The organism is Nitrospira sp. (assembly GCA_015709715.1).
In the GTDB taxonomy this organism is placed as follows: domain Bacteria; phylum Nitrospirota; class Nitrospiria; order Nitrospirales; family Nitrospiraceae; genus Nitrospira_A.
Window position 1 is genome coordinate 2092484 of sequence record CP054184.1, and the last position, 22946, is coordinate 2115429.

A 22946-nucleotide genomic window follows, 5' to 3' on the forward strand; every position below is an offset into this window, starting at 1 on the left:
ATGACCACGCTCCCCAGTCCCACGGACACCTCCCACCTCGACCTCAAGATTGAGTGCCACCACTGCGGTCGGCGCTATCGCGTACGGCATCCTCAACAGTTGACCCACGGAGCCCGTAGCACCTGTCCCGCATGCCAGACTCCCTTCGCCGTCATCGTCCGCCCCGTCATGAAGACGACGGACGCTCCCGCCCGGCAAAGCCGCAGCGGCGAAACGGCGGCTCTGTTTCAGGGGTCCTTCCATGGAAGGGGCAACACCCTCCTCGGCATGCAGATCGTCACGTTCTGTCTCACGCTGCTGACAATGGGCCTCTACCATTTTTGGGGCAAGGCCAGGATCCGCCGCTACCTCTTCAGCCAGACGGCCTTTGGTGGTGATCGTTTCGCCTACCACGGGACCGGCAGAGAACTCTGCCTCGGATTTCTGACCGCATGCCTGATCTTCGGCCTGCCCTATGGGCTGTTGGTAGCAGTGCAGTCCTTCCTGGACCTAGTGGTCTGGGTAGAGATCCTCCTTCAGGGGTTGGCTGGGCTGATGTTATTCACCTATGTGCCGACGGCGGTGGTGAATGCCAGACGATATCGATGCAACCGTACCTCCTGGAGAGGCATCCGTTTTTCCTTCCGTGGCCGCACGTGGGACTTCATGAAACTCTATGGCACCGGCTGGTGTCTCACACTGCTTACGTTGGGGACCTACTATCCCTATTTCCAGACCGAACGCCAGGCCTTCCTCTCTTCCAACACGACATTCGGCAATCGCCGCTTCGGATTTGGAGGACACGGGTCCGGCCTGATAGGACCTTTTGCCCTCGCGCTCGTCACTACCTATCTGTTGTTCGCCCTCTGCGGCCTCGCGTTGCTGCTCGACATTCGCAACGCCGCCTTAGCCCTGCTCCTGATTCCCCTGATCGTTGTTCCGCTCTGGATTCGATTTCTGGCGAAGCAGTACCAATACTTCTGGAACCACACCACATTCGGCCAAGCTCGTTTTTCATCGAGTATCACCTGGCAGGGTCTCGTAATGCTGTACTTCGGCAACCTCGCCCTCTTGATCGTCACCCTCGGAGTGGCGTGGCCTTGGACGACGGTCCGAAGCGCTAGGTTCCACGCTGCATCGTTGTCGCTTCATGGGCCTGTTGCTCTGGAACAGGTGCTCCAGCCGGACAAGACGACGGCGCCGACAGGAGAAGGGCTCGCCAACTTCCTGGAGAACGGCTTCGAACTGAGTTAGCACCCATGACCATGAGTTGGAGCGCTTACTACCTTGACGGCCGCACGGCCACGCGCCACGCTGTTACGGTGCATCCCACCCCTTCGGCGCTGCACCTTCTCTTCGCTGACGGCAAAACCGCTGAGTGGCCCTACCAGCTGATTCGTCAAACACAGGGGGTCTATTGCGGAGAACCACTCCGCTTGGAGTTCGGCGAGGATCCCGCTGAAGCGCTCATATTCGACGAGCCGGCCCCGCTCCTCCACCTGAACAGGCTGGCCCCCGCTTTGACCACCCATCTCCATCATCCCGCACACCGCAAGGCCTGCATGGGTTGGACCATAGCCGCAGCGTTCGGCCTCCTTGTTGCCGTAGTCGGACTGTATCGATGGGGCATCCCCGGCCTGGCCGCTGCAGCCACACCCTTCGTGCCGGTCTCCTGGGAAGAGCGGATCGGCCGGGAAGCCGCAACGCACCTCGCCCCTCCGGCGCTGCAATGCCGCGATCCTCATCGCCTCCGACACCTCGATTCCATCGTGCAACAACTGACCGCGTCACAGCCGCCGTCTCCCTACCGCATCCACCTCGTCATCGTCGACAGTCCCCTGGTGAACGCACTTGCGGCCCCGGGCGGCCACATCCTGCTGTTTCGCGGACTCCTCGAACGAACCGAGAGCCCTGAGCAATTGGCCGCTGTCCTCGCCCACGAACTCCAGCACATCTACCAACGACATACGACCAGGGCGATCCTGGAACAGGCGGCCATGGGCCTCCTCCTGAGTGCGCTGATCGGCAACCTGTCCTCAGGGCTGGGCGTAGGCATGGAAGGCGCCCACACGTTGGCCGCGTTACACTACAGCCGAGTTCATGAAGCCGAAGCAGACCGAAACGGCTTCCGCCTTTTGGAGGCTGCGCATCTCGATCCGGCTGCCATGATCGCGTTGTATCGCACCCTGCAACAGGACGAGGCACAGCGCGACGACGACATTGCATTTCTCTCCTCCCATCCGGATATGAGCCGGCGTGTTGCGGCACTGACCGCATTGGCAGCACCACCACAGATGCCTGTCACCCGTCTGCTTCCCGGCGCGGACTGGCACGACATTCGAACGCTCTGCCGCCTCCACTCCGCGGATCCTTCCACAGCCGAAGGCCTGCAGGGCCCCTGACTCGCCGTAACCCGCTCACAGCTGCAGTCCACCTCTGCTATAATCCACCAATTCGCAGGCAGAGACGATGCGTATTCTGGTCATTGAAGACGAAACCAAAGTCGGCTCCTTCATCAAACGGGCCCTCGAAGAAGAAAGTTACGCCGTCGACCTCTGTGAGGATGGTGCCCAGGGTCTCGATATGGCCCTCATCGGCAGCTACGACCTCATCATGATCGACCTCATGATACCCAGCCTGCCGGGGCTGGAGGTGCTGACCAGGCTCCGGCGGGCCAAGATTCAGACCCCCGTCCTGATCCTCACGGCGCAATCCAAAGTGGATCAGCGGGTAAAAGGGCTTGATGCGGGGGCGGACGACTACCTGACCAAGCCCTTCGCTATCGATGAATTGCTGGCGCGAGTCCGGGCGCTCTTGCGGCGCGGACCGGCGGAATCGCCTGGCGTTCTGCAAGTCGATGATCTGGTGCTCAATCCGGCCACTCGTGAAGTGACCCGCGGGGGGCAACGGATCGACCTCACCGTGAAGGAATACGCCTTGCTGGAGTACTTCATGCGGCACGCCGGCCGAGTCCTGACGCGGCCCATGATTTCCGACCATGTGTGGAATCAGGATTTCGATACGTTCACCAACGTGATCGACGTGTACGTGAATTACCTGCGCAATAAGATCGATCGGGGACGATCCAAAAAGTTGATCCATACGATTCGGGGGAGTGGGTACATGCTCAAGGTTGACTGATGCCGCTTCGAGTCCGTCTCACACTGTGGTACGGGACCGCCTTGGCCCTCATCCTGCTGACCTTCTCTGTGGTACTGTACACGATCACGGCCCGCAGCCTTCGCGATCAAGTCGACGAATCTCTGGAGGAAACCGCCGCCGTCGCCGTTCAATCGTTGGAGAAACGAGGGTTTCTTCCACTGATCGACGAAGACCAACTCCTCAGCCAATTCCCCGAGCTGACGCGCATCGATAAGTTTTTTCAGATTTTCAGCCCCTCCGGCACCATCACGATCCGCTCGCCCAACATTCGGCAACACGATGTGCCCCTGAGCCGGCATGCGCTCGAACTTGCGTTTACCGGGAACACGATTTTTGAATCGGCGCGCTACCCCAATGAACCGCCGCTCCGGCTGGTGTCCGTCCCGATCATTTACCGAGGCTCCCTGCTGTACATCGTGCAGGTCGGGACGACCCTGGAAGGGGTCGAAGAAACCCTCCGCCGCTTCCTGTTGGTACTGCTGATCATGGCGCCCATCGCACTCGTCGTATCGCTGGCCGGCGGATGGTTCTTGGCCGGGCGGGCGCTGCGCCCCGTCGATTCCATCACGCTGGCCGCGCAACGTATCGCCGCGGGAGACCTGACGCAGCGACTCACGACGCCCCGTTCCTCCGACGAGATCGGACGCCTCACTGATACCTTCAACGACATGATCGCGCGGCTGGAAATGTCCTTCGCCCAAATCCGCCAATTCAGCAGCGATGCTTCACACGAGCTGCGCACCCCTCTCACGGTCATGAAAGGGGAAAGCGAGTTGGTGCTGCGGCGCCCTCGCCCGGTGGAGGACTACATCGCTGTCTTGGAAAGCAACCTCGAGGAAATCGACCGGATGTCGCGCATTGTCGACGAACTGCTCTTCCTGTCGCGGGCCGACATGGGCCAGATCAAGACGGAGTGCGAGCCGGTGAAACTGGAGGCGCTGGTGGAGGACATTCAACGCCAGGCCTGCCTCTTGGGGCAAGAGCGTGGCGTCGAGGTCGTAACGGGAACCATCCAGCCGGCTACAGTGCAGGGGGATGAACTCCGGCTGCGTGAGCTGATCCTGAACATCGTCGACAACGCGGTGAAATATTCCCACTTTCAGGGAAAAGTGGAAATCGATCTTCGCGTCGACGGCCGAACTGCCCGCCTCGCCGTGCGCGATCACGGCATCGGCATTCCCCCGGACGCGCACAAACAGATTTTCGACCGCTTCTTCCGGACGGACGATGCCCGCGCCCATACCAAGAAAGGCACAGGCCTGGGGCTCTCGATCTGTGCCTGGATCGTCGAGGCCCACCACGGGCGGATCGAGGTGCAAAGCGAACCGGGCAAGGGCTCAACGTTCACCATCGTATTGCCCCTGGCGGCCCCGCAGCTTAACGCCTTCTAATCCCTCATTAATAGACTTCTCATCCCCGGTTGTTACCTTCCGAATGACTGTCACAGGCGGAGTCCTCTCTGCCTACAACCACCCAGTCTTCAAGGAGGAGCGATCGATGAAACGACCCATGCAATCCCCCGGCATGATCGCCGGCATCGCAGTTCTGGGCGCTGCCCTGATCGGGAGTTATATGACGATCACGAATTCCCACGCCTCGAATACGGCGTCGCCGGCTGAACAGCCGGCCACCGTGACAAGCAGCCTTCCAGCCGCAGGATTCACCGACGTGGCCAAGGCTGTGACACCGGCGGTCGTCAACATTACCACCAGTGGATCCGACATGGTCTCCGACACCCGGGGGTCACGCGACCGCAGGGAGGAATTTTTCGGCTCCCCGTTCGGTCCCTTCGGCCCTCGGCGCTTCGGCCCACCCATGGAACCTCGCGAGCGACGAGGTGGAGGACAAGGGTCGGGGGTGATCGTCAGCACCGACGGGTATGTCTTGACCAACAACCATGTCATCGCCGACGCCAAGATCGTGACCGTGACCTTGCCGGACAAACGGGAGTTCAAGGGCCGGATCGTCGGCACCGACCCCAAGACCGACATCGCCGTGGTCAAGATCGACGGTGATCGACTCCCCACCATCCCTTGGGGCGACTCCAGCCGCCTGCAGGTCGGGGAATATGTGCTGGCCATCGGGAATCCCTTCGGGCTCAGCTCCACGGTCACTTTGGGCATCGTGAGCGCCCTGGGGCGTGGACACATGGGCATCACCCAGTATGAAGATTTCATTCAGACCGATGCCGCGATCAATCCCGGCAACAGCGGCGGCGCACTCGTGAACACAAAGGGAGAATTGATCGGCATCAACACGGCCATCTTCTCCCAGACCGGCGGCTATCAGGGTGTGGGCTTTGCCGTCCCGACCGGCATGAGCAAACCCATCTACGAGAGCCTGGTGAAGACCGGCAAGGTCGTGCGCGGCTACTTGGGTATCGGCATTCAGGACCTGAATCAGAACCTGGCCAAGTCCTTCAACCTGAAGGGCAGCAATGGCGCCATCGTGACCGATGTGAAGGAGGACGGGCCGGCGGAGAAAGCCGGACTCAAGCAAGGCGACGTCATCATCTCCTATGAGGGCGCTACGATCGATGACGCCGTGACCCTGCAACGGCTCGTGACGCGGAGCACGGTCGGCAGTCAAGCCACGGTGAAGGTCGTTCGCGACGGACAGGAGAAAGACCTGCGCATCACCATCGGCGAACTGCCTGAAAATCCGCAAATCGCCAAAGTGGACAGCAGCTCGACCGAACAACCCCTCGCCGGTCTCGCCGTGCAGGAACTCGACCGCGAGACGGCTCAGGAATTGGGCATCAAGGGGAAACTGCAGGGAGTCCTAGTGACCGACGTCGAGCCGGACAGTGAGGCGGAGCGGGCCGGGCTGATGCCCGGTGATGTGATCCGCGAGATCAACCGGAAGCCGGTCACGTCCCTGAAGGACTACGAACGGGCGGCCTCGGACTTGAAGAAGGGGCAAAACGTGCTGGTCTTGATCAATCGGCGAGGCGCTTCGCTCTACTTGAGCGCCAAGATATAACCCTGGCGTGGGTGGGCTGCTGGCGTAGCAGTTACCGGTAGCCTGCCCCAACCTTTTTGGGCATCAGCAACGGTTGCGCGGCCGGGACCTCGGCGGTCTTCGGGCCGACTGGCCGCGCAATCAAATCGTATCCCGCCACATCCGTTACCGTAACGGAGAGAAAGTCTCCCGGTTTCGCGGCAGCACACTCACAAAATACAACCCCATCAATCTCCGGCGCCAACCCCTCGTGCCTCGCTTCGAGCAACCGGTCGGCGTCTTGAGACGGTCCGTCGACCAGCACCTCGATGGTGCGACCCAAATAGTCACGGTTCTTCGCTGCCGCGATGGAATCCTGCACAGCCAGTAATTCATTCCGGCGCTCTTCCATCACCGCCCGTTCGACCTTGCGATCCAGCTCGATGGCGGGAGTTCCTTCCTCATCCGAATAGAGAAACACCGCCACGCGGTCGAACTCCATGTCCACGAGGAACTGCCGAAGGTCTTCGAAGGCCTTGTCGGTCTCGCCGGGAAACCCCACGATGAAGGCGGTTCGAAAGAACACGCCGGGAATCTTGCGGCGGATGCGTTCGACCAGTGTGGTGAGATGGGCCCTGCCGCCCAACCGATGCATGCGTTTCAACATCGCATCGTTGATGTGTTGCAGCGGCATATCGACATACTTGGTGATGCGCGGGTCACCGGCATACAGGTCCAGCAATTCATCGGTGACCTGTTGCGGATAGAGGTAGAACGGCCTGATCCAGCGCACGCCGTCGACGGCCGCCAAGGCTCTCAAGAGGGCTGTCAGCCCCTGGCGTAATCCCAAATCCACCCCATAGTTGATCGTATCCTGAGAGATAAGATTGATCTCTTGCACCCCCTCCTGCACCAACCTTCTCGCTTCGGCCACGACGGAGTCGATCGGCCGGCTGCGCTGTTTCCCTCGCATCAGCGGAATGGCGCAGAAGGAACAATTCCGATTACAGCCCTCGGCGATCTTTAGGTAGGCGCTGTGGTTTGCCCCGAGCCGGATGCGTGGAGTCTGGGCGTCGTAGAGAGAGGGTGGCTCCCCCATCCACACACGGCGGCGGCGTGCCTTCGGGGCCATGAGCGTCCGGCAGATGTCGGCAATACGGCCGAACTCACCTGTTCCGACCACACCGTCCAGTTCCGGCAGTTCCTTCAGCAACTCGCCCTGATACCGCTGCGCCAGACAGCCGGCTGCGATCAACACCCGACAAGAGCCTGATTTCTTGAGGCGGCCGTGCTCGATGATGCTGTTGATCGATTCCTGCTTGGCTTCCTCGATGAAGCCGCAGGTATTGATGATCACCACTTCGGCCGCGCGCGCGTCCCCCGTGAGCTGGAAGCCCTCGGCCACCAACGTGCCCAACATGACCTCTGAATCGACCTGGTTCTTGGAACAGCCCAGGTTCACGAAGCCGAGCGTCGTCTTCTTCGAATTCGCGCGGGATGGATGGATGAGGGATGAAGCCATGACGCTGCAGTCTACGAGACGCTGGAAAATCCTGTCAAACGCCGTCTCTTGCTATTCCACTCGACGCTATCCTAGATTGAGGCATGATTCGCACGTTCCAGGGCGTCAAACCGACCATCCCGGACTCTTGCTTCATCGAAGAAACAGCCGTCATCATCGGCGATGTCGTCATGGGCGAGGAGTCCAGTGCCTGGTTCCACGCCGTCATCCGCGGCGACGTCCACTACATCCGCATCGGGCATCGCACCAACATCCAAGACCTCTGCATGTTGCACGTGACCCACGACACACACCCCCTCATCATTGGGGATGATGTGACCGTCGGGCACAACGTGGTCCTGCACGGTTGCACGGTTCGTGATCGCGTGTTGATCGGCATGGGATCGATCATCATGGATGGAGCCGTCATCGGGGAAGACTCGGTGGTCGGCGCCGGCGCGCTGGTCACGGAAGGAACGATCGTGCCTCCCAAGAGTCTCATCCTCGGCTCCCCCGCCAAGGTTAAACGGCCGGTCACCGAGCAGGAATTGGCCTGGATCAGGGAGTCGGCTCAGAATTACATACGTTATTCACGCCAATATCTATCCGGCCCTGACCGGTCTCGCCCAGGATTTTGGGTCTAATCCAGACCGGCTGAGCACTCGCTTAGCCGCGAAGCTTTCCCGCGCGTGCATCCACACCCCCGATCTTCACCAGACAAATGGGATCGCCCACTGTGGGCGATGGAAACGTTCGCTCCTCGATGTGATACCTGATGCCTCGACGGTGGCACCACTCGGCGATCCACACCACCTCTTCCACCGTAGTCGTCACCAAGCCCGGTCGCTTCAACCGCGCGAGACATCGGTTGACCAGTGCCGCAACGATCCGTTGTTGGGCGAGGAACCTGTACCCATTGAAGACCGCAGGGTTGGCATGGCCATAGGAGAGTGCGGACAACTCAGGAAAGCGCTCCGGGTCGTTCAACACACTCACCAGCCACAGATGGTCATACGTGATGCGAACAGTCCCGGCATCCCGATATTCGAATCGGTAGGGCAAGCCGTCACAGGCCCGATTGAGAAGCACGGCTTCAGCCTTCCGTAGGTTGCAGGGAACCACGCGTCGTCCAAGGTCCAGACTTTCCATCGCAATCGGGGGGATTTCTGCCACCCCCGCGCCTACGTAGAGGCTGGTGCCTTCACTCGCTAACCGCGACCGCAGTTCATTTGCCAGCCGAAGGCCCAACCTCAGGCAGACTGCGCGCTTGGCTTTCCAGAACTCATCGCCCCCTTCGTCACAATAGATCGGACCCAATCCCGCATAATCCAGCCTGGCGAACACCTGGCGGACAACCTGCTTCGTCGACGCGCTCACGGTCACGGCCTGAGACTGCATAGGTTCAATCCCCTCTCCACCGGCGGGCCGCTGCCACCACACCCCGCACGACCTGCTCCATAAACTCCACATTCAACGTATCCAACCTGTCGCTCGGCTGATGGTAGTGGGGGTTTCTGAAGTTCGCCGTGTCGGTCAACATCACGGCGGGAAATCCCTGGTCCCACAACGCCGCATGGTCGCTCCGTCTCGTATCGGGCAGGGCTTCACCGTTCCCCGGAACCACCAACGGCACAACCGGCACATAGTCCTTCATGGCCCGTTCCACCTCCAACGTCAAACTCTGGGAGGCATGGTTGCCGACGACGGCCAGAAAATTGCCGACCGTCGGCACCGCCACCGGCACACCGGGAGGGGTCCGTTGCGTTCCCTCTTCCGACCGCGCATATCCGACACATTCCAAGATAATCGCCCCCGCCAGCGTGTTATTGCGGGCTCGCAAGGTCGCCGCATAGGCCGTGCTTCCCAACAACCCCTGCTCCTCATGGGAGAAAGCCACGAACTGGATGGGTCGTTCGGGCGCTACGGTCCGTAGCGCATCGGCAGCCTCCAGGAGCACGGCCAACGCGCTGGCATTGTCATCGGCCCCCGGAGAGCCGGGCACCGTATCGTAATGGGCGCCGATCAGCAAGGGTGGGCGTGCCCCCGACCCAGAGGAGGCGGTCGTGGCGATCACGTTATGTGCGGTTCCCTCGGGCGACGTGAAGGGCTGTTTCGTCACTCGGTAGCCCATCGCCTGAAAATGGGCGACGAGATACTGCCGGACGGCCAAGAGGTGGTTCGGCGCGGTCACGGGATGGCGCTCGCCGACCATAGCCCGCAGATGGGATTGAATCCGCTTGGTCACCGGCTACGCAACAATCTCCGTGCCGATCCCCTTGTGAGTGAAGATCTCCAGCAAGATGGCGTGGGGGACCCGGCCGTCGATGATATGCGCCTTTCCCACCCCGCCGGCGAGGGCATCCAGGCAGGCATGCACTTTCGGGAGCATGCCTTCGCTGATGGTTCCCCGCTTGACCATCCGTTGCACGTCCTTGCGCGAGACGGTGGAGAGGTGTCGGCCGTTCGCATCACGGATTCCCTTCACATCGGTCAGCATGACCAATTTTTCGGCTTTTAGCGCCGCAGCAATCGCGCCGGCCACCAGATCGGCATTGATGTTGTAAGTGTTCCCTTCCCGATCGGTGCCGATGGGCGCGATGATCGGGATGTAGTTGTCTTCCTGAAGTTTCAACAGGAGCGTCGGGTCGATCGACTTCACGTCCCCGACGAACCCGAAATCTGCATCCGACTCGTGAGGATCGATGTCCTTTTCGATGCTTTCGGCCCAAGCCTTGGCGGTTAGGGGCTTCGTCAACATCAACCCTCCGTCCTTGCCGCTCAACCCCACCGCCTGGCCGCCATGCCGATTCAAGAGATCCACGATTTCCATGTTGATGCGCCCGGCCAGCACCATCTCGACGATTTCCATCGTTGCGGCATCGGTCACCCGCACCCCATGACGGAATTTCGCTTCCATCCCCAAACGATCCAACATCTGATCGATTTGGGGGCCGCCGCCGTGCACGATGACCGGATTGAGCCCCACATACTTCAAGAGGACCACGTTTTGCGCGAACCGCTCCTTGAGCGAGGCATTGGTCATCGCATGCCCGCCGTACTTGATCACCACCGTCTTGCCCTTGAAGGTGCGGATGTAGGGCAGGGCTTCGATGAGCACGTCGGCCTTCTTGATGAGTTTATTCATGCGTCGCTCCTGGTTTCGGCAAGCCGTGGCCTATAGGATGTACCGGGTCAAATCTTGATCCTTCACGATATTCTGCAGGCGCTCCCGCACATAGGCCGCGTCGATCATGATGGTTTTGGATTCGAGCTCGGGGCCATCAAACGACACCTGTTCCAGCAACCGCTCCATGATCGTAAACAGGCGCCGAGCCCCGATGTTTTCGGTCCGTTCGTTGACCTGCACCGCCGTCGCGGCAATCTCCGCCAATCCTTCTGGCGTGAACTCTATTTTGATCCCCTCCGTCACCATCAACGCCTCGTACTGCCGGACCAGTGATCCGTGCGGCTCGGTGAGGATCCGCACGAAGTCCTCCGTCGTCAAAGCGGCCAATTCGACTCGGATCGGAAACCGTCCTTGAAGTTCGGGAATGAGATCCGAAGGTTTGGCCACATGAAACGCACCCGCGGCAATGAACAGAATATGGTCCGTCTGAACGGCTCCATGCTTGGTGCTGACGGTGGAGCCTTCCACGATGGGCAGCAAGTCCCGCTGCACTCCCTCACGCGACACGTCAGGTCCCGCCGTGCGTTCCCGGCCGGCAATCTTGTCGATTTCATCCAGAAAGACGATCCCCGTCTGCTCGACTTTCGTGATCGCTTCGCGGACCACCTCGTCCATGTCGATGAGCTTTTGCGCCTCCTCCTGAGTCAGCTGTTTGAGCGCCTCGGGGACCTTCATGGAGCGCTTCTTTTTCTTGCCTTGAAACAGGCCGCCCAACATGTCCCGGAGATTTCCTTCCAGCTCCTCCATGCCGCCCGCGTTCCCCATCATTCCCAGAGGTAGGGAACGTTCCTTGACCTCGACTTCGACGGACCGATGATCCAATTTGCCGTCCCGTAATTGCAGCCGTAACTTCGAACGGGTCGTGTCATACGTATCTGCTCCGCTCGGCTGATCCGGACGTGGCGTGGCATGCTCGAAGCCTGGCCGCCCAGGGGGCGGCGGGAGCAGCACATCCAACAACCGCTCTTCTCCGAGCCGGGAGGCCTTCTCCTGCACCTCATCCAGGTGTTTAGTCTTCACCAGGTTGATCGCCTGTTCGGTGAGGTCACGGATGATCGACTCGACATCCCGCCCCACATACCCGACCTCCGTGAACTTCGACGCCTCGACTTTAATGAACGGCGCATCCGCGAGTTTCGCCAACCGGCGGGCGATTTCCGTCTTCCCCACACCGGTCGGCCCGATCATGATGATATTTTTCGGCATCACCTCATCGCGCAAGTCCGCAGGCAGCTGTTGCCGCCGCCAGCGGTTGCGAAGGGCGATGGCCACCATGCGCTTGGCATCCTGTTGTCCGATCACATACCGATCCAGGGCCTCGACGATCTGCCGGGGCGTCAGGCTGTTCATGTTGAGCGGACGCGATGGGGTGTCGGTCGTCATGCGGGCTGCATCCTACCGTGACAGCGATTCGATCACAATCTGTTGATTGGTATAAATGTCGATCGCACCGGCGATCGTGAGTGCTTCCTGGACGATCTGATCGGCCGGAAGCTCGGAATGTGCGAGGAGCGCGCGCGCCGCGGCCAGCGCATAGGGCCCGCCGGAGCCGATGGCCAGAATCCCATCCTCCGGCTCGACCACGTCACCGGTCCCTGAAATGATAAAGGAGTGGTTCAGATCGGCCACGGCCAACAGCGCTTCCAGCCGCCGCAACATCCGATCAGTCCGCCAATCTTTCGCCAGCTCTACCGCCGCCCTCATCAGGTTCCCGCGGTATTCCGCCAGCTTCCCCTCGAACTTTTCGAACAGCGTGAAGGCGTCGGCGGTCGCACCGGCAAACCCCGCCAACACGGCATCGCCGTGGAGACGCCGCATTTTTTTGGCGTTGTGCTTCATCACCGTCGTACCGACCGTCACTTGCCCGTCACACCCCATCGTCACGCGGTCGCCCCGCCTGACGCACAACACCGTCGTGGATCGAATGGTCATCGCAATCCCTTTCGCCCTGTTGCTTGACCCGTCGCCGAATCTGGGCCCGCCCGCGGGTGGGTGCGATCGTATAACGCCAGCAACTGGTCTGTCGCCAAATGGGTGTAGCGTTGCGTCGTACTCAGCGAGGCATGCCCCAGCATTTCCTGAATCGCTCGCAGATCCGCCCCCTCATCCAGCAGGTGTGTGGCAAACGAGTGTCGCAGCGTGTGCGGGTGGACGGCCCCACCGCTCAACGCTCCGGAATATTTTGCGACCAGACGCGCCACGGTCCGCGCGCTCAACCGCCGGCCGCGGTTGTTTCGAAAAACAGGGACTTCCCCCGCCCTCTCGCCGGCCAATCGAGACCCACCCGTCATCTGATCATGATAGGCGGTGATGGCCTCAAGCGCCAGACTGCTCAGGGGAATGATCCGGTCCTTGCCGCCCTTGCCGCGTACTGTGACGACTCCCTCACTGCGGCTGATATCCTCACAGTTCATGCCGACCAACTCACTGACCCGCGTGCCGGTGGAGTAGAGCGTTTCCAAGATGGCGCGATCCCGCAAGGCCATGCCCCCTTGGCCGACAGGAAACTCCATGAGGGCGGCCGCATCGTCCTTCGTCAGGACGCGAGGAAGATGTTTGGGGAGTTTGGGAGCATGGACCTCGTCCGCGGGGCTGGACGTCAATCGACCGTTCCGTACCAGGTAACGGAAAAAACTACGCAGACAAGCCACTTTTCTCGCAAGGGAAGACTTCTTATCACCGTGACGGTCTCGGTCCGCAAGAAAGGCACGAATGATGGCCGAGTCGACCAATTCTGGAGTCGGAGGAACCGGGGTCAGCGCACCACGCGCAAAAGTCTCAAACTGAGCCAGATCAGAGGTGTAGGCCCGGATGGTTTGGGCCGAACATCCTTGCTGCACGGTCAAGGTGTTCAGGAAATCCCGGATTGCGCGATCCATGCGTCAAAATCCTCAACGGCTCGTTGCTGGATGAGACGCCGCTTCTGATCCTTGTCGCGCGTCTTAGCGGAGAGAGGCGGGAAGAGTCCGAAGTTGGTGTTCATGGGTTGAAAATGCGCCGGATCGCTGTTCATGAGATGGGCGATGAGGCAGCCATGCGCGCTGGTCGGCGGCGGCGCCACCAAGGGTTGTCCGGCCATGAGTCGAGCCGCATTGATTCCGGCAAGCCCTCCCATGGCCGCAGATTCGGTGTAGCCCTCGACTCCGACAAGCTGTCCGGCAAAAAAGAGAGACTCCCGCGACTTGAGTTGTAACGTCCCTCGCAAGAGCTGCGGCGAGTTGATGAAGGTGTTGCGATGAAGGCTGCCGAAACGCAGGAACTCGGCCTGCTCCAAACCCGGAATCATCCGAAAGACACGGCGCTGCTCCGGATAAGTCATTTTGGTCTGAAAACCGACCATGTTATAGCAGGTGCCATGCACGTTCTCGGTACGGAGCTGGACCACGGCATAGGGGCGTCGCCCAGTCTTGGGATCTTCCAAGCCCACGGGCTTCAACGGGCCGAACTGCATGGTCTGCCGACCTCGTTCCGCCATGACTTCGATCGGGATGCAGCTTTCAAAGTAGGGCACCTTCTCAAATTCCTTCGGCTGCACCTTTTCCGCAGCCATCATCGCGTCATACAGAGCATTGTAGGCCGCTTCATCCAACGGGCAATTGAGATAGTCATCCCCGCCCTTGCCGTAGCGGGAGGCTCGGTAGGCGATATTCATATCGATGGAATCGGCATCGATGATGGGTGAAATGGCGTCATAAAAGTACAGATGCCGTGCATTGGTCAGCTCAGCAATAGCCTTCGACAACTGGTCCGACGTGAGAGGACCGGTCGCGATGATACAAGTGGCATCGGATGGAATCGCCGCCACTTCCTCGCGAACGATCCGAATATGAGGATGGTCCTCCAACGCGCGAGTGATGAACCGGGCGAACTCTTCACGATCGACCGCCAAAGCCGAGCCAGCCGGGACACGCGCCGCTTCTGCCGCGCGAATGACGAGGGAGTTCAATCGGCGCATCTCAGCCTTTAAAATCCCGGGAGCATTCAGCGGGTCGGCCGATCCCAAGGAATTCGAGCACACCAATTCGGCCAAGTTCCCGGTCTTGTGGGCCTTGGTCATCTCCTTTGGACGCATTTCGTACAGGGTCACCTTGACCCCGCGAGCGGCGGCTTGCCAGGCCGCTTCCGAACCGGCTAAGCCCCCCCCAATAATCACAATATCGTCGCGCATGAACGGGAAACTCTTGAAATGTGGAAGGAAGCCCATTGTAAGAATCGGCTTTTCAGGATGTCAAGAAACGCGCCGCCTCTTCCAAATCAGACGGGTGTGCAACCGATGGTGCCACTATGAGTTTGTTGCTCCCTTTCGCCGGACCATGCTACACTGCGCCCGCGTGGGCGATTAGCTCAGTGGGAGAGCGCTTCCTTCACACGGAAGAGGCCACAGGTTCGATACCTGTATCGCCCACCATTGTCAGCCTTTCCATCCTGTTCTAGCCTTCCAGCTTCGATGCTCCTTGAAGCCCTCCTCATTACCGGGCCGCGCGACTGGACAGAATGGGGGCCCTGCGCTAGACTTTTTTCACGAGAAATCTGGCGACGCGTCCCCGTTTCCACCCAGCAGAAAGAGAGGTTCGTATGCGCGGGACTTTGGCACTCATCATGTTGGGGCTTATCCTGACGATCGGTTGTTCGACGACCAACCAAGTAGCGCCGCAAGACCAGACCTATACTGCGCCGCTCAGCATTTATAGCGCCATGGACAGTACGTCTCTCGTCTATTCAGACCCGGTTGCGGCTTCGTCTGCCAATGACAACCCCTTCCGATGGGCCGGCTTCGTGCTACACCCAGTCGGACAAGTCATCGACTATACGGTGAACAGACCCCTTTACACCATTGCCCGCCACGCCCCATATCTGTTCGGCTACACCGCTGAAGATTCCATGATCGACTCGCAGCGCCGCTAGGCGCAGCCCTGCGCCGGGCGGATATGAGCCGACCCGGCGCAGCGATCGGACCTTCGTGTTTCCCTTTCTGTTCCTGCCTCTCTCGCAACCCAGCCTCGTTTACGGTATGCTTCCCGGTACTCCTTCAGCCAATTGCGAGTGGGACCATGTCTCCGACCAGACCCTATCGACGCGTGCTTGTGCTCGCACTCTGCGCCCTCTGTAGTCTATGGTGGGCTGGATGTGAAACCCCGCCCCCGCCACGCGTCCCCCTTCCGCCGTCGGAAAGCGACCTTGATCTTAAAGGAACGACAAAACTCTGCGACTCTCGCCAGGACTTCCGCAACACTCATCCCGGGATCGTCTCCCAAAGCCACCTGTGGGGCAGCGGAGAAGAGTTACGAATCCCATCGACACAGAGTCGCTCGAAAGCAGACGAATCCTACTTCTTTGATGAGGATGGAGTCTTGGTGGGTATGCTCTTCGTCTTTCGGTCGGGGCTTGATTTGGAGCCGTACAAGACCCTTCGCTATACCCTGTCCCAACTGAAGCCTAGCTTGGAGTTTTACCTAACCGTCGCGCAATTGGTTGATCGACAGAACATGGAGACGAGTACCCTCTTCGAAACGGGCGACGAAAAGACCACCACCCAGTATCTCATCTTGGGCGAACGTTCAGCCCCGCGTCTGCTTGAAGCCTCTTTCACCATCGATCCTTATGTGAAGTTGTTTTCTCCCTACCGGAAAGAATTCCTTGATCGGCTTCGCCCGACCCCCCAAGAGTCCGGAGGACAGCGCCTCGACACACAAGGCTCCGAAGACAAAGAGCCCTTTTCGTCCCTCCAACAATTTGCGCGGGGCCAGACTGCCCAACTCGCCTATTGCGGCAAAAAAGACCAGGTCATTGCGCTCGACGCCTATCAAAAGGCCAGCATCTCGGGCTTCACCAACAAAGTATGGCAAGCCGAATTGCACCATCGGTTAGGGGTTTCATCGGAAGCGACGGGAAATTTGGAGCAGGCGAAGACCGAGATGCTGGCGTCCCTAGCCAAACGCCCGAATTCCCCGGAAGTGCTCAACAACCTCGGCACTGTCTATGGGAAATTAGGAGACACACGTAGCGCTCTCGCCTCATTCGAGAAAGCCGTGCTGTTGCGCCCGAACTATGCCATTGCCCGTTTCAACCTGGCGGAGGCCATTGGAGACAGCAACCCCAAGCGAGCCATCACGGAATACGAGACCTACCTCGCCTTGGTGGAAGGCCTCCCCGAGGAGACAGACCGAGCCACGCTGGCCCAGAAGCGCGTGAAAGAGCTTAAACACCATTAATTCAGCAGCTTGTGGTTCGGTAGGCAACAAGGCAGTGGAGGAGGCTAGCGGCGGGTCTTTTCTTCTTCTTCCTGACTGGTCTTACACTCAATGCACAATGTCGTTACCGGGCGAGCCTTCAATCGCTTGTAAGGGATCTCGCCGTTGCATCGTTCGCAGATGCCATAGGTCTGGGTCGCGAGTCGACTCAAGGCTTCATCGATCTTCTTAAGCAATTTGCGCTCGCGCTCGCGGATCCGAAAGGAGAAGTGCTGGTCGGCTTCAGCGGAGGCCTGATCGCTGACGTCGGGAAAGATTTCCAGTCCGGTGGGATTCGTGAGTACGACACCGGCTTCCGCGAGAATGGCGGCCCGCTGGCCTTCGAGATCCCGCTGAATGTCTGGGTATTTCACGCCGTTGGCCTTTGTAGGCTTTGGCCGATCGGCGGCGGTTTTCTTTGTCGAAGCCTTCATCTGATATTCGGCCTCAGCAAATACGACTTAGCATCCAGGAAGGTAAAACTATAGCAGTCCGACGCAAAAGGGGTCAATCACCCACGCTACGCGACACTCGAGCGCGAGGAGGGGTCCTCTCGTCACAACTCCCGTCGCCCTTCGATCGATTTCACGAGCGTCACTTCATCCGCATATTCGATATCCATTCCAACCGGGATGCCATACGCGATGCGAGACACCCGCACCTGGTGAGGCTTCAGCAGTCGGGTCAAATAAATCGCCGTGGCCTCCCCCTCGATCGTCGGATTGGTCGCCACGATGACCTCTTCCACGCCGCCCGCCTTGACTCGCTCCAGTAATTCCTCAGCGCGAATATCCGACGGCCCCACGCCGTCCAGCGGCGAAAGAGCGCCCAGCAACACATGATAGAGGCCGCGATATCCACCGGCTCGTTCAATGGCATACAGCGTGCTCGGCTCCTCGACCACCAGAATCTTGCTGCGATCCCGCTTCGGATCCTTACAAAATTCGCACAGTTCTCCCTCGGCGATGTTGCGGCATTGTCGACAGAAAGACAGACCATCTTTCACGGCTTGGATGGCCTCGGCCAGCCGTATGGCCTCCTCACGGTCCGCTTTCAGTACATGAAACGCCAACCGCTGGGCCGTTTTTTGTCCGATCCCAGGCAGACGTACCAACTCGCGCACCAACTTCGCCAGCAATCCCTGTTGATCGACACTCATGACGTGTAATGAATTGCCGCTGCCGTGAGGACGCAGCAGCTCAAAAGAGACCGGGAATTTTCATCCCACCGGTGACGGCCTTCATTTCCTCCGCCATCATCTCGCGGGCTTTCTTCAGCGCATCGTTGCCGGCGGCAACCACCAAGTCCTGCAGCATATCGACATCGCCGGTTTTCACGACCTCAGGGTCGATTTTCACGCTCACGAGATCCATGGCACCGTTGACCGTAACCGTGACGATTCCGCCGCCGGCGGTTCCTGCCACGGTCTTGGCCGCCGCCTGCTCCTGCACCCGCGCCATTTGTTCCTGCATGGCCTGGGCTTGCTTCAAAATATTCGACATATTCCCGAATGGATTCTTCATTCCTGTACCTCCTGCGCCGGAGCGGTGGTCCGAACCTCAGCGAGTTCTCCGCCGAACATCTCCAGCGCTTGTTTGACAAGAGGATGCGCCTTCGCCTGCTGCGTCAAAATCAGGCGTTGCTCCTGTTCCTTCGCCACTCGAATCTGTTTCATCGTCGGTGCAGCCGTCGGATCCTGTTCGGCGATTTCGACAATCCGAAATCGCAAGACGCGTCCGTAGAGCTGCTGCCCCAGCTCTGCAAGCGCGCGCAGGTTATCCTCGTTTTCCAACCTGCCTCTCGCCGACGTGGCCTGTTTAGGGAAGCCGAGCGTGACCAACGGTCCTTCGATCGTCACCACTCGTCCCTGCTCGAGAAACGGAGCGATGTTCGGGTAATTCGTCGTCACCGCCTCCTGAAATTGTTCCCAGTTGACATCCAGCACTGTCGACGAGGCAGTCGGTTCCGATGTCGGCGCAGGCGACGATGGCGAGGCAGGCAGCGACGACGGCGGCACCGAAAGGGCAACAGGGGAGGCTGATGTGCGTCGAGAAGCCGCAGATTCTCGTGGCGCCGGGGACGGCGCTTGGGCCCCATCCTCCACGACTACGGCGGGCGGTGGCCCCTTTTCGAGCGGGCGCGGAGGGGACTGAGCGCGACCTCGCCCCTGAACGGCGGATGGGTCGGGCCGGAGCGCCGCCGCAGAATCCGACGCTACCGCTCCAAGCTCGGCCAGCAACCTGGTGACCCGGACGGCCGCCGTCTCCAATACAAATCTGGGATGGGCACTCGTCCGCAAATTGTCCTCGGCCGCGGTGCAGATCCGGAACAACTCCTGGAGCTGCTCGATGGTGAATCGCGCCGCATCACCGACCAGCCGCACCAGATCCTCTTCGGATGCCTCGATTAACCCACGCAGCTCACCCGGCTCTCGCACCACCGCCGCCACCAGCATATTCCGCACATATTCCACCAGATCGGCACAGTAGGCCCGCACATCGTGCCCTTGATCCAGCAACCCGGCGATGACCCGTAACGCCCTCGGCCCATTTTGCTCGATCACCGCCCCGATCATGGCCCGCACATGCTCCTGAGGGACCATGCCCAACAAGGTTTCCAGATCCTCATGGCGAATCGTCTTGCCCCCAAATGCGATCACCTGATCGAGCAGGCTCAGCGCATCGCGCATACTGCCTTCGCTGGCTCGGGCCAGCGCCATCAGACTGCGGTCCTCAATGGAAAGGCCGTCCTGCTCCGCCACATGACGTAACCGCTCCACAATTTCGGCTTTGGAGATGCGACGGAAATTGTAATGCTGACAGCGCGACAGAATCGTCGCCGGGATTTTGTGTATTTCCGTGGTCGCAAAAATAAACACCACGTGCGCGGGCGGCTCTTCCAACGTTTTCAGCAATGCATTGAAGGCTGAATTGGAGAGCATGTGGACTTCATCGATGATATAAACGCGGTAGTGCCCCCGGAACGGCGAGAATTTGACGTTCTCGCGGATCTCCCGGACATCATCGACACTGGTATTCGAGGCGCCGTCGATCTCGACCACGTCTACGGACGTGCCTTGGGCGATCTCCGTGCAGTTCGGGCAGGTGTTACACGGGCTGCCCGTCGGGCCCTGTTCACAGTTGAGGGCCTTGGCCAAGATCCGGGCGACCGTGGTCTTCCCGACGCCGCGTGTACCGGAAAACAAGAACGCGTGAGCGATGCGTTTGGTCGCAATGGCGTTCATCAACGTCTGGACGACGTGCCGCTGGCCAATCACATCGTCGAAGGTCCCGGGGCGATATTTTCGGGCTGAGACTTGGTAATCCATGCTGCGTCGGTTGTTCGGCGTGATGGGCACTCAGATCGGATTCAGCGCGTCATCGATGAGGTGTCACGGGAGACGTCCCAGAATTAGCGGGGCCAGGTGATCCTGCGGCACACAGAACGGACCGCTTACCGTTGCTTCCTTCCGGACCTGGCGGGGTTCACAGAGTTCTGTTGCACAGGGCCCGGCCCCTATCACCATCGACGGCGGACTCCGCCGCCACATTCTTACGAGACCGGCCGGAGGTCAAACACACTAGTATGGCGGAGAGGGTGGGATTCGAACCCACGGTCCCGTTACCGGGACGCATGCTTTCCAAGCATGTCGATTCGTCCACTCTCGCACCTCTCCGCGATCGGACGACGTTGAGGGACGGCATCTTATCACGCAGGTGTGTGAGCGGCAAGGCAAGCCAGACCCGGCGGACGACGGCCGGGCTTCGGCCATTGACCAGCTTGCCGCGCATTCCTATACTGCCACACTCTTTGGTTGGAGGTTGGTAATGAAGATTCTGGTCGGGATCGGCATCCTGATCCTGCTGTGCCTCGTTGTGATCCTGACCTTGCCCTTCCTGATTGATTTGAGCGCCTACCAGGACCGCTACCGCCCCATGATTGAAGGGGCGCTCAACCGCAAGGTCGAATTGCGGGAAATTCGCCTGACGCTGTGGCCGCGTATCGGCGCCCGGGTTGGCGGATTCGTCGTTCAGGATGATCCGACGTTCCGCACCGGCTCCTTCGCCTCGCTGTCCTCATTGGACGTCGGCGTCAAACTATGGCCCCTCCTGTCAGGCAGGATTGAAGTCGAAGACATTACCCTGCGCGATCCGGTCATTACCGTTGTGAAGAATGCACAGGGGCAACTGAACGTCTCCACCATCGGGGCGCAGACGTCTCCGCCCCCCTCGCCGACGAAGCCGGAGATCGCGCCTCAGCCAGCGGGCAGCCCGCTGCAGGCCTTGGCCCTCTTTGCCGTCGATCGCGTCGCCATCGACGGAGGGAAGGTGACCTATCGCGACGAATCCATCCCCAAGCCGGCTGAGTACAGGATCGAGAACCTGGAACTGTTGCTGACCTCCGTGCATCTTGGTGAGAGCCCGACGATTCGCGTCTCCGCTACGGTGCAACCTTTCCAACGTCCGGCACGACTGAACGGCACCTTCGGACCGCTCACCGAGACCCTCGACATCAAAGCGTTCGCCTTCAATGTGGGATTCGGCAAAGTCGAGTTAAGTCTCAAGGGCCGCGCCCTTGGCGGCACGGTGGACGCCACGGTCACCGCGCTACAGATCGACAGCGCCGATCTGCCCGTCCAACTTCCCCTGGCGAAACCCGTTCAGGTCAAAGACCTTCACGTGACGGTTCACGCCCCCGTTCCGCTGCAGCCGGATGCCCTGCCCCTCCACCAAATCAGTGCGACCGACCTGGGCTTGACCCTGGTCATGGGAGGGTCCGCCATCAGCGTCAAGGGCAATGCAGCCAAGGGTATGGCCGACGTCACGGCCACCTCCGCCGCGATCAATTCATCCGATCTCCCGATCTCCGTCCCCCTCGCCAAGCCGGTCGAGTTGAAGGATGTACACGTGAGCCTACGCGCCAAGTATCCGCCCAAGGAAGGGGCACCGCCGCTGGAGTTAGCGGAGGTTCCCGACCTGGGCATGGTCGTCGCGATGGGCAGCTCCCGCATCGATGTGAAGGGCTCGGTCCTGGGAGGGCTGGCAAAAGTGACGGGCCATTCCAAACTCGTCCACACCGCCGACCTCCCGATCACCCTGCCGCTCAAAAAGCCGGTGGAGATTAAAGATCTGTCGGTCACGCTTGAGATGAAGGGGCAGGAAGCCCGGCTGCACAATCTGTCCCTGCAGATCTTTGGCGGACTCCTTCGAAGCCAGGGAACCCTCGGCCTGGGAACGACCGCCCCTCCATTCAACGGCAAGGCCTCGCTGCAGGGGCTACAACTCGGGCCAGCTCTTCAAGCTGTAGGAACGGATCAGGTATCCATCAGCGGCACGGCCGGCGCGGATCTCACATTGAGCGGGCGAGGGTTTGCCCATGCCGACCTCGTCAGGACCCTGACCGGAAATGGGCATATCCTCGTGAAGGACGGCAAGATTGAAGGCATCAACCTCATGCAAGAAGCGGCAACGCTGCTCAAGGTCGTCGGCGTGTCATTGGACCAGGTCAAGGCGACCGCATTTTCCACCATCGAAAGCGAGTTCGCCGTCAAACAGGGAGTCGTAGCCGTGCAACGCCTGCTCATGGATAGCCATGACTTTCAGGCTACAGGCGGCGGCACCATCGGCCTCGACCAGTCCTTGAACCTGAAACTCAATCTGAACCTGTCGCACGCCTTGAGCCAAAAGATTGCCGGTGGGTCCCCCATTGCCCGGGTGGCTCTGAACAATGGACGCCTTTCCCTACCCTTGCTCATTACAGGCAGCACCCACGCACCGACCTACGGCCTCGACACCAAGATGTTCGCCGGGAAGGTGAAGGAGCAGGTCAAAGAGAAGGTGACGGGGGCCATTGGAGAGTTGCTGAAGGGCTCCGCAAAGCCGGAGGACCTGAAGCAGCAGGGGAAAGACTTGCTCAAAGGGTTACTTGGTCGCTGACAGCAACCGGG

General features: G+C 60.1%; 21 protein-coding genes and 2 tRNA genes. 10 read left to right on the forward strand and 13 right to left on the reverse strand.

The annotated features are described in order from the left end of the window. From HRU82_09925 to HRU82_09945, 5 genes are all read left to right on the forward strand, one after another. Positions 1-1233, forward strand: coding sequence for a DUF898 family protein (locus tag HRU82_09925; protein QOJ35247.1), 1233 nt, complete (start codon positions 1-3; stop codon positions 1231-1233). A gap of 5 nt (positions 1234-1238) precedes the next feature. Next, positions 1239-2381 (forward strand): M48 family metallopeptidase, encoded by a 1143-nt coding sequence (locus HRU82_09930; protein QOJ35248.1) that lies wholly within the window; start codon positions 1239-1241, stop codon positions 2379-2381. A gap of 67 nt (positions 2382-2448) precedes the next feature. Continuing rightward, positions 2449-3120, forward strand: coding sequence for a response regulator transcription factor (locus HRU82_09935; GenBank protein QOJ35249.1), 672 nt, complete (start codon positions 2449-2451; stop codon positions 3118-3120). Further along, positions 3120-4532: a HAMP domain-containing protein gene (locus HRU82_09940; GenBank protein ID QOJ35250.1), complete on the forward strand. Its 1413-nt coding sequence runs from the start codon at positions 3120-3122 to the stop codon at positions 4530-4532. Before HRU82_09935 ends, HRU82_09940 begins: the two co-directional genes overlap by 1 nt. A gap of 106 nt (positions 4533-4638) precedes the next feature. Further along, a complete protein-coding gene (locus HRU82_09945) occupies positions 4639-6123 on the forward strand; it encodes a DegQ family serine endoprotease (GenBank protein QOJ35251.1) in 1485 nt (494 codons plus the stop codon). Positions 6124-6154: 31 nt separating this feature from the next. On the opposite strand, the gene rimO is transcribed toward HRU82_09945, so the two are convergent. Next, on the reverse strand, positions 6155-7603 hold the full coding sequence (gene rimO / locus HRU82_09950; GenBank protein QOJ35252.1) for a 30S ribosomal protein S12 methylthiotransferase RimO: 1449 nt from the start codon (positions 7601-7603) through the stop codon (positions 6155-6157). A gap of 83 nt (positions 7604-7686) precedes the next feature. On the opposite strand from rimO, the gene HRU82_09955 reads away from it, so the two are divergent. Then, entirely contained in the window at positions 7687-8226 is a 540-nt protein-coding gene (locus tag HRU82_09955; protein QOJ35253.1) for a gamma carbonic anhydrase family protein, read from the forward strand. A gap of 22 nt (positions 8227-8248) precedes the next feature. Here the strand turns inward: HRU82_09955 and HRU82_09960 are convergent, their stop codons facing one another. Genes HRU82_09960 through trmFO form a run of 7 tightly spaced genes read right to left on the reverse strand, consistent with a single transcriptional unit; the run spans position 8249 to position 14937 of the window. Next, positions 8249-8980: a hypothetical protein gene (locus tag HRU82_09960; protein ID QOJ35254.1), complete on the reverse strand. Its 732-nt coding sequence runs from the start codon at positions 8978-8980 to the stop codon at positions 8249-8251. 4 nt (positions 8981-8984) lie between these two features. Beyond that, complete coding sequence (locus HRU82_09965) at positions 8985-9794, reverse strand: M20/M25/M40 family metallo-hydrolase (protein ID QOJ35255.1); 810 nt, start codon at positions 9792-9794, stop codon at positions 8985-8987. 36 nt (positions 9795-9830) lie between these two features. After that, positions 9831-10727: an acetylglutamate kinase gene (gene argB / locus HRU82_09970; GenBank protein QOJ35256.1), complete on the reverse strand. Its 897-nt coding sequence runs from the start codon at positions 10725-10727 to the stop codon at positions 9831-9833. Positions 10728-10757: 30 nt separating this feature from the next. Then, entirely contained in the window at positions 10758-12119 is a 1362-nt protein-coding gene (gene hslU, locus HRU82_09975; protein QOJ37168.1) for an ATP-dependent protease ATPase subunit HslU, read from the reverse strand. A 45-nt stretch (positions 12120-12164) separates the two neighbouring features. Next, on the reverse strand, positions 12165-12701 hold the full coding sequence (gene hslV, locus HRU82_09980) for an ATP-dependent protease subunit HslV (GenBank protein ID QOJ35257.1): 537 nt from the start codon (positions 12699-12701) through the stop codon (positions 12165-12167). Then, entirely contained in the window at positions 12698-13648 is a 951-nt protein-coding gene (locus HRU82_09985; protein QOJ35258.1) for a tyrosine recombinase XerC, read from the reverse strand. The genes hslV and HRU82_09985 overlap by 4 nt, the downstream gene beginning before the upstream one ends. Further along, entirely contained in the window at positions 13621-14937 is a 1317-nt protein-coding gene (gene trmFO / locus HRU82_09990) for a methylenetetrahydrofolate--tRNA-(uracil(54)-C(5))-methyltransferase (FADH(2)-oxidizing) TrmFO (GenBank protein ID QOJ35259.1), read from the reverse strand. The genes HRU82_09985 and trmFO overlap by 28 nt, the downstream gene beginning before the upstream one ends. A gap of 165 nt (positions 14938-15102) precedes the next feature. Here trmFO and HRU82_09995 point away from each other — a divergent pair. The 3 genes from HRU82_09995 (at position 15103) to HRU82_10005 (ending at position 16981) form a co-directional block, all read left to right on the forward strand. Then, positions 15103-15177 (forward strand) — tRNA-Val (locus HRU82_09995). A 167-nt stretch (positions 15178-15344) separates the two neighbouring features. Then, positions 15345-15674, forward strand: coding sequence for a hypothetical protein (locus tag HRU82_10000; GenBank protein QOJ35260.1), 330 nt, complete (start codon positions 15345-15347; stop codon positions 15672-15674). A 449-nt stretch (positions 15675-16123) separates the two neighbouring features. Then, positions 16124-16981 carry a tetratricopeptide repeat protein gene (locus HRU82_10005; protein QOJ35261.1) on the forward strand — a complete coding sequence of 286 codons (858 nt, stop codon included), beginning with the start codon at positions 16124-16126 and terminating at the stop codon, positions 16979-16981. A 44-nt stretch (positions 16982-17025) separates the two neighbouring features. Here the strand turns inward: HRU82_10005 and HRU82_10010 are convergent, their stop codons facing one another. The 5 genes from HRU82_10010 to HRU82_10030 all read right to left on the reverse strand — a co-directional run bounded on the left by HRU82_10010 (position 17026) and on the right by HRU82_10030 (position 20675). Next, entirely contained in the window at positions 17026-17433 is a 408-nt protein-coding gene (locus HRU82_10010) for a TraR/DksA C4-type zinc finger protein (GenBank protein QOJ35262.1), read from the reverse strand. Positions 17434-17555: 122 nt separating this feature from the next. Then, complete coding sequence (gene recR, locus HRU82_10015; GenBank protein QOJ35263.1) at positions 17556-18158, reverse strand: recombination protein RecR; 603 nt, start codon at positions 18156-18158, stop codon at positions 17556-17558. A gap of 40 nt (positions 18159-18198) precedes the next feature. Beyond that, positions 18199-18522: a YbaB/EbfC family nucleoid-associated protein gene (locus HRU82_10020; GenBank protein ID QOJ35264.1), complete on the reverse strand. Its 324-nt coding sequence runs from the start codon at positions 18520-18522 to the stop codon at positions 18199-18201. After that, positions 18519-20327 (reverse strand): DNA polymerase III subunit gamma/tau, encoded by a 1809-nt coding sequence (gene dnaX / locus HRU82_10025; GenBank protein QOJ35265.1) that lies wholly within the window; start codon positions 20325-20327, stop codon positions 18519-18521. Before dnaX ends, HRU82_10020 begins: the two co-directional genes overlap by 4 nt. 258 nt (positions 20328-20585) lie before the next feature. Next, positions 20586-20675: transfer RNA gene (locus HRU82_10030), tRNA-Ser, on the reverse strand. Between the two features lie 151 nt (positions 20676-20826). Here HRU82_10030 and HRU82_10035 point away from each other — a divergent pair. Continuing rightward, positions 20827-22935: an AsmA family protein gene (locus HRU82_10035; protein ID QOJ35266.1), complete on the forward strand. Its 2109-nt coding sequence runs from the start codon at positions 20827-20829 to the stop codon at positions 22933-22935. The last annotated feature ends 11 nt before the right edge of the window (positions 22936-22946 follow it).

Bases quoted from the DNA above. Each gene is read 5' to 3' on its own strand.
- HRU82_09925 (QOJ35247.1), top strand. From the start codon at position 1: ATGACCACGCTCCCCAGTCCCACGGACACCTCCCACCTCGACCTCAAG.
- HRU82_09930 (QOJ35248.1), top strand. From the start codon at position 1,239: ATGACCATGAGTTGGAGCGCTTACTACCTTGACGGCCGCACGGCCACG.
- HRU82_09935 (QOJ35249.1), top strand. From the start codon at position 2,449: ATGCGTATTCTGGTCATTGAAGACGAAACCAAAGTCGGCTCCTTCATC.
- HRU82_09940 (QOJ35250.1), top strand. From the start codon at position 3,120: ATGCCGCTTCGAGTCCGTCTCACACTGTGGTACGGGACCGCCTTGGCC.
- HRU82_09945 (QOJ35251.1), top strand. From the start codon at position 4,639: ATGAAACGACCCATGCAATCCCCCGGCATGATCGCCGGCATCGCAGTT.
- rimO (QOJ35252.1), bottom strand. From the start codon at position 7,603: ATGGCTTCATCCCTCATCCATCCATCCCGCGCGAATTCGAAGAAGACG.
- HRU82_09955 (QOJ35253.1), top strand. From the start codon at position 7,687: ATGATTCGCACGTTCCAGGGCGTCAAACCGACCATCCCGGACTCTTGC.
- HRU82_09960 (QOJ35254.1), bottom strand. From the start codon at position 8,980: ATGCAGTCTCAGGCCGTGACCGTGAGCGCGTCGACGAAGCAGGTTGTC.
- HRU82_09965 (QOJ35255.1), bottom strand. From the start codon at position 9,794: ATGGTCGGCGAGCGCCATCCCGTGACCGCGCCGAACCACCTCTTGGCC.
- argB (QOJ35256.1), bottom strand. From the start codon at position 10,727: ATGAATAAACTCATCAAGAAGGCCGACGTGCTCATCGAAGCCCTGCCC.
- hslU (QOJ37168.1), bottom strand. From the start codon at position 12,119: ATGAACAGCCTGACGCCCCGGCAGATCGTCGAGGCCCTGGATCGGTAT.
- hslV (QOJ35257.1), bottom strand. From the start codon at position 12,701: ATGACCATTCGATCCACGACGGTGTTGTGCGTCAGGCGGGGCGACCGC.
- HRU82_09985 (QOJ35258.1), bottom strand. From the start codon at position 13,648: ATGGATCGCGCAATCCGGGATTTCCTGAACACCTTGACCGTGCAGCAA.
- trmFO (QOJ35259.1), bottom strand. From the start codon at position 14,937: ATGCGCGACGATATTGTGATTATTGGGGGGGGCTTAGCCGGTTCGGAA.
- HRU82_10000 (QOJ35260.1), top strand. From the start codon at position 15,345: ATGCGCGGGACTTTGGCACTCATCATGTTGGGGCTTATCCTGACGATC.
- HRU82_10010 (QOJ35262.1), bottom strand. From the start codon at position 17,433: ATGAAGGCTTCGACAAAGAAAACCGCCGCCGATCGGCCAAAGCCTACA.
- recR (QOJ35263.1), bottom strand. From the start codon at position 18,158: ATGAGTGTCGATCAACAGGGATTGCTGGCGAAGTTGGTGCGCGAGTTG.
- HRU82_10020 (QOJ35264.1), bottom strand. From the start codon at position 18,522: ATGAAGAATCCATTCGGGAATATGTCGAATATTTTGAAGCAAGCCCAG.
- dnaX (QOJ35265.1), bottom strand. From the start codon at position 20,327: ATGGATTACCAAGTCTCAGCCCGAAAATATCGCCCCGGGACCTTCGAC.
- HRU82_10035 (QOJ35266.1), top strand. From the start codon at position 20,827: ATGAAGATTCTGGTCGGGATCGGCATCCTGATCCTGCTGTGCCTCGTT.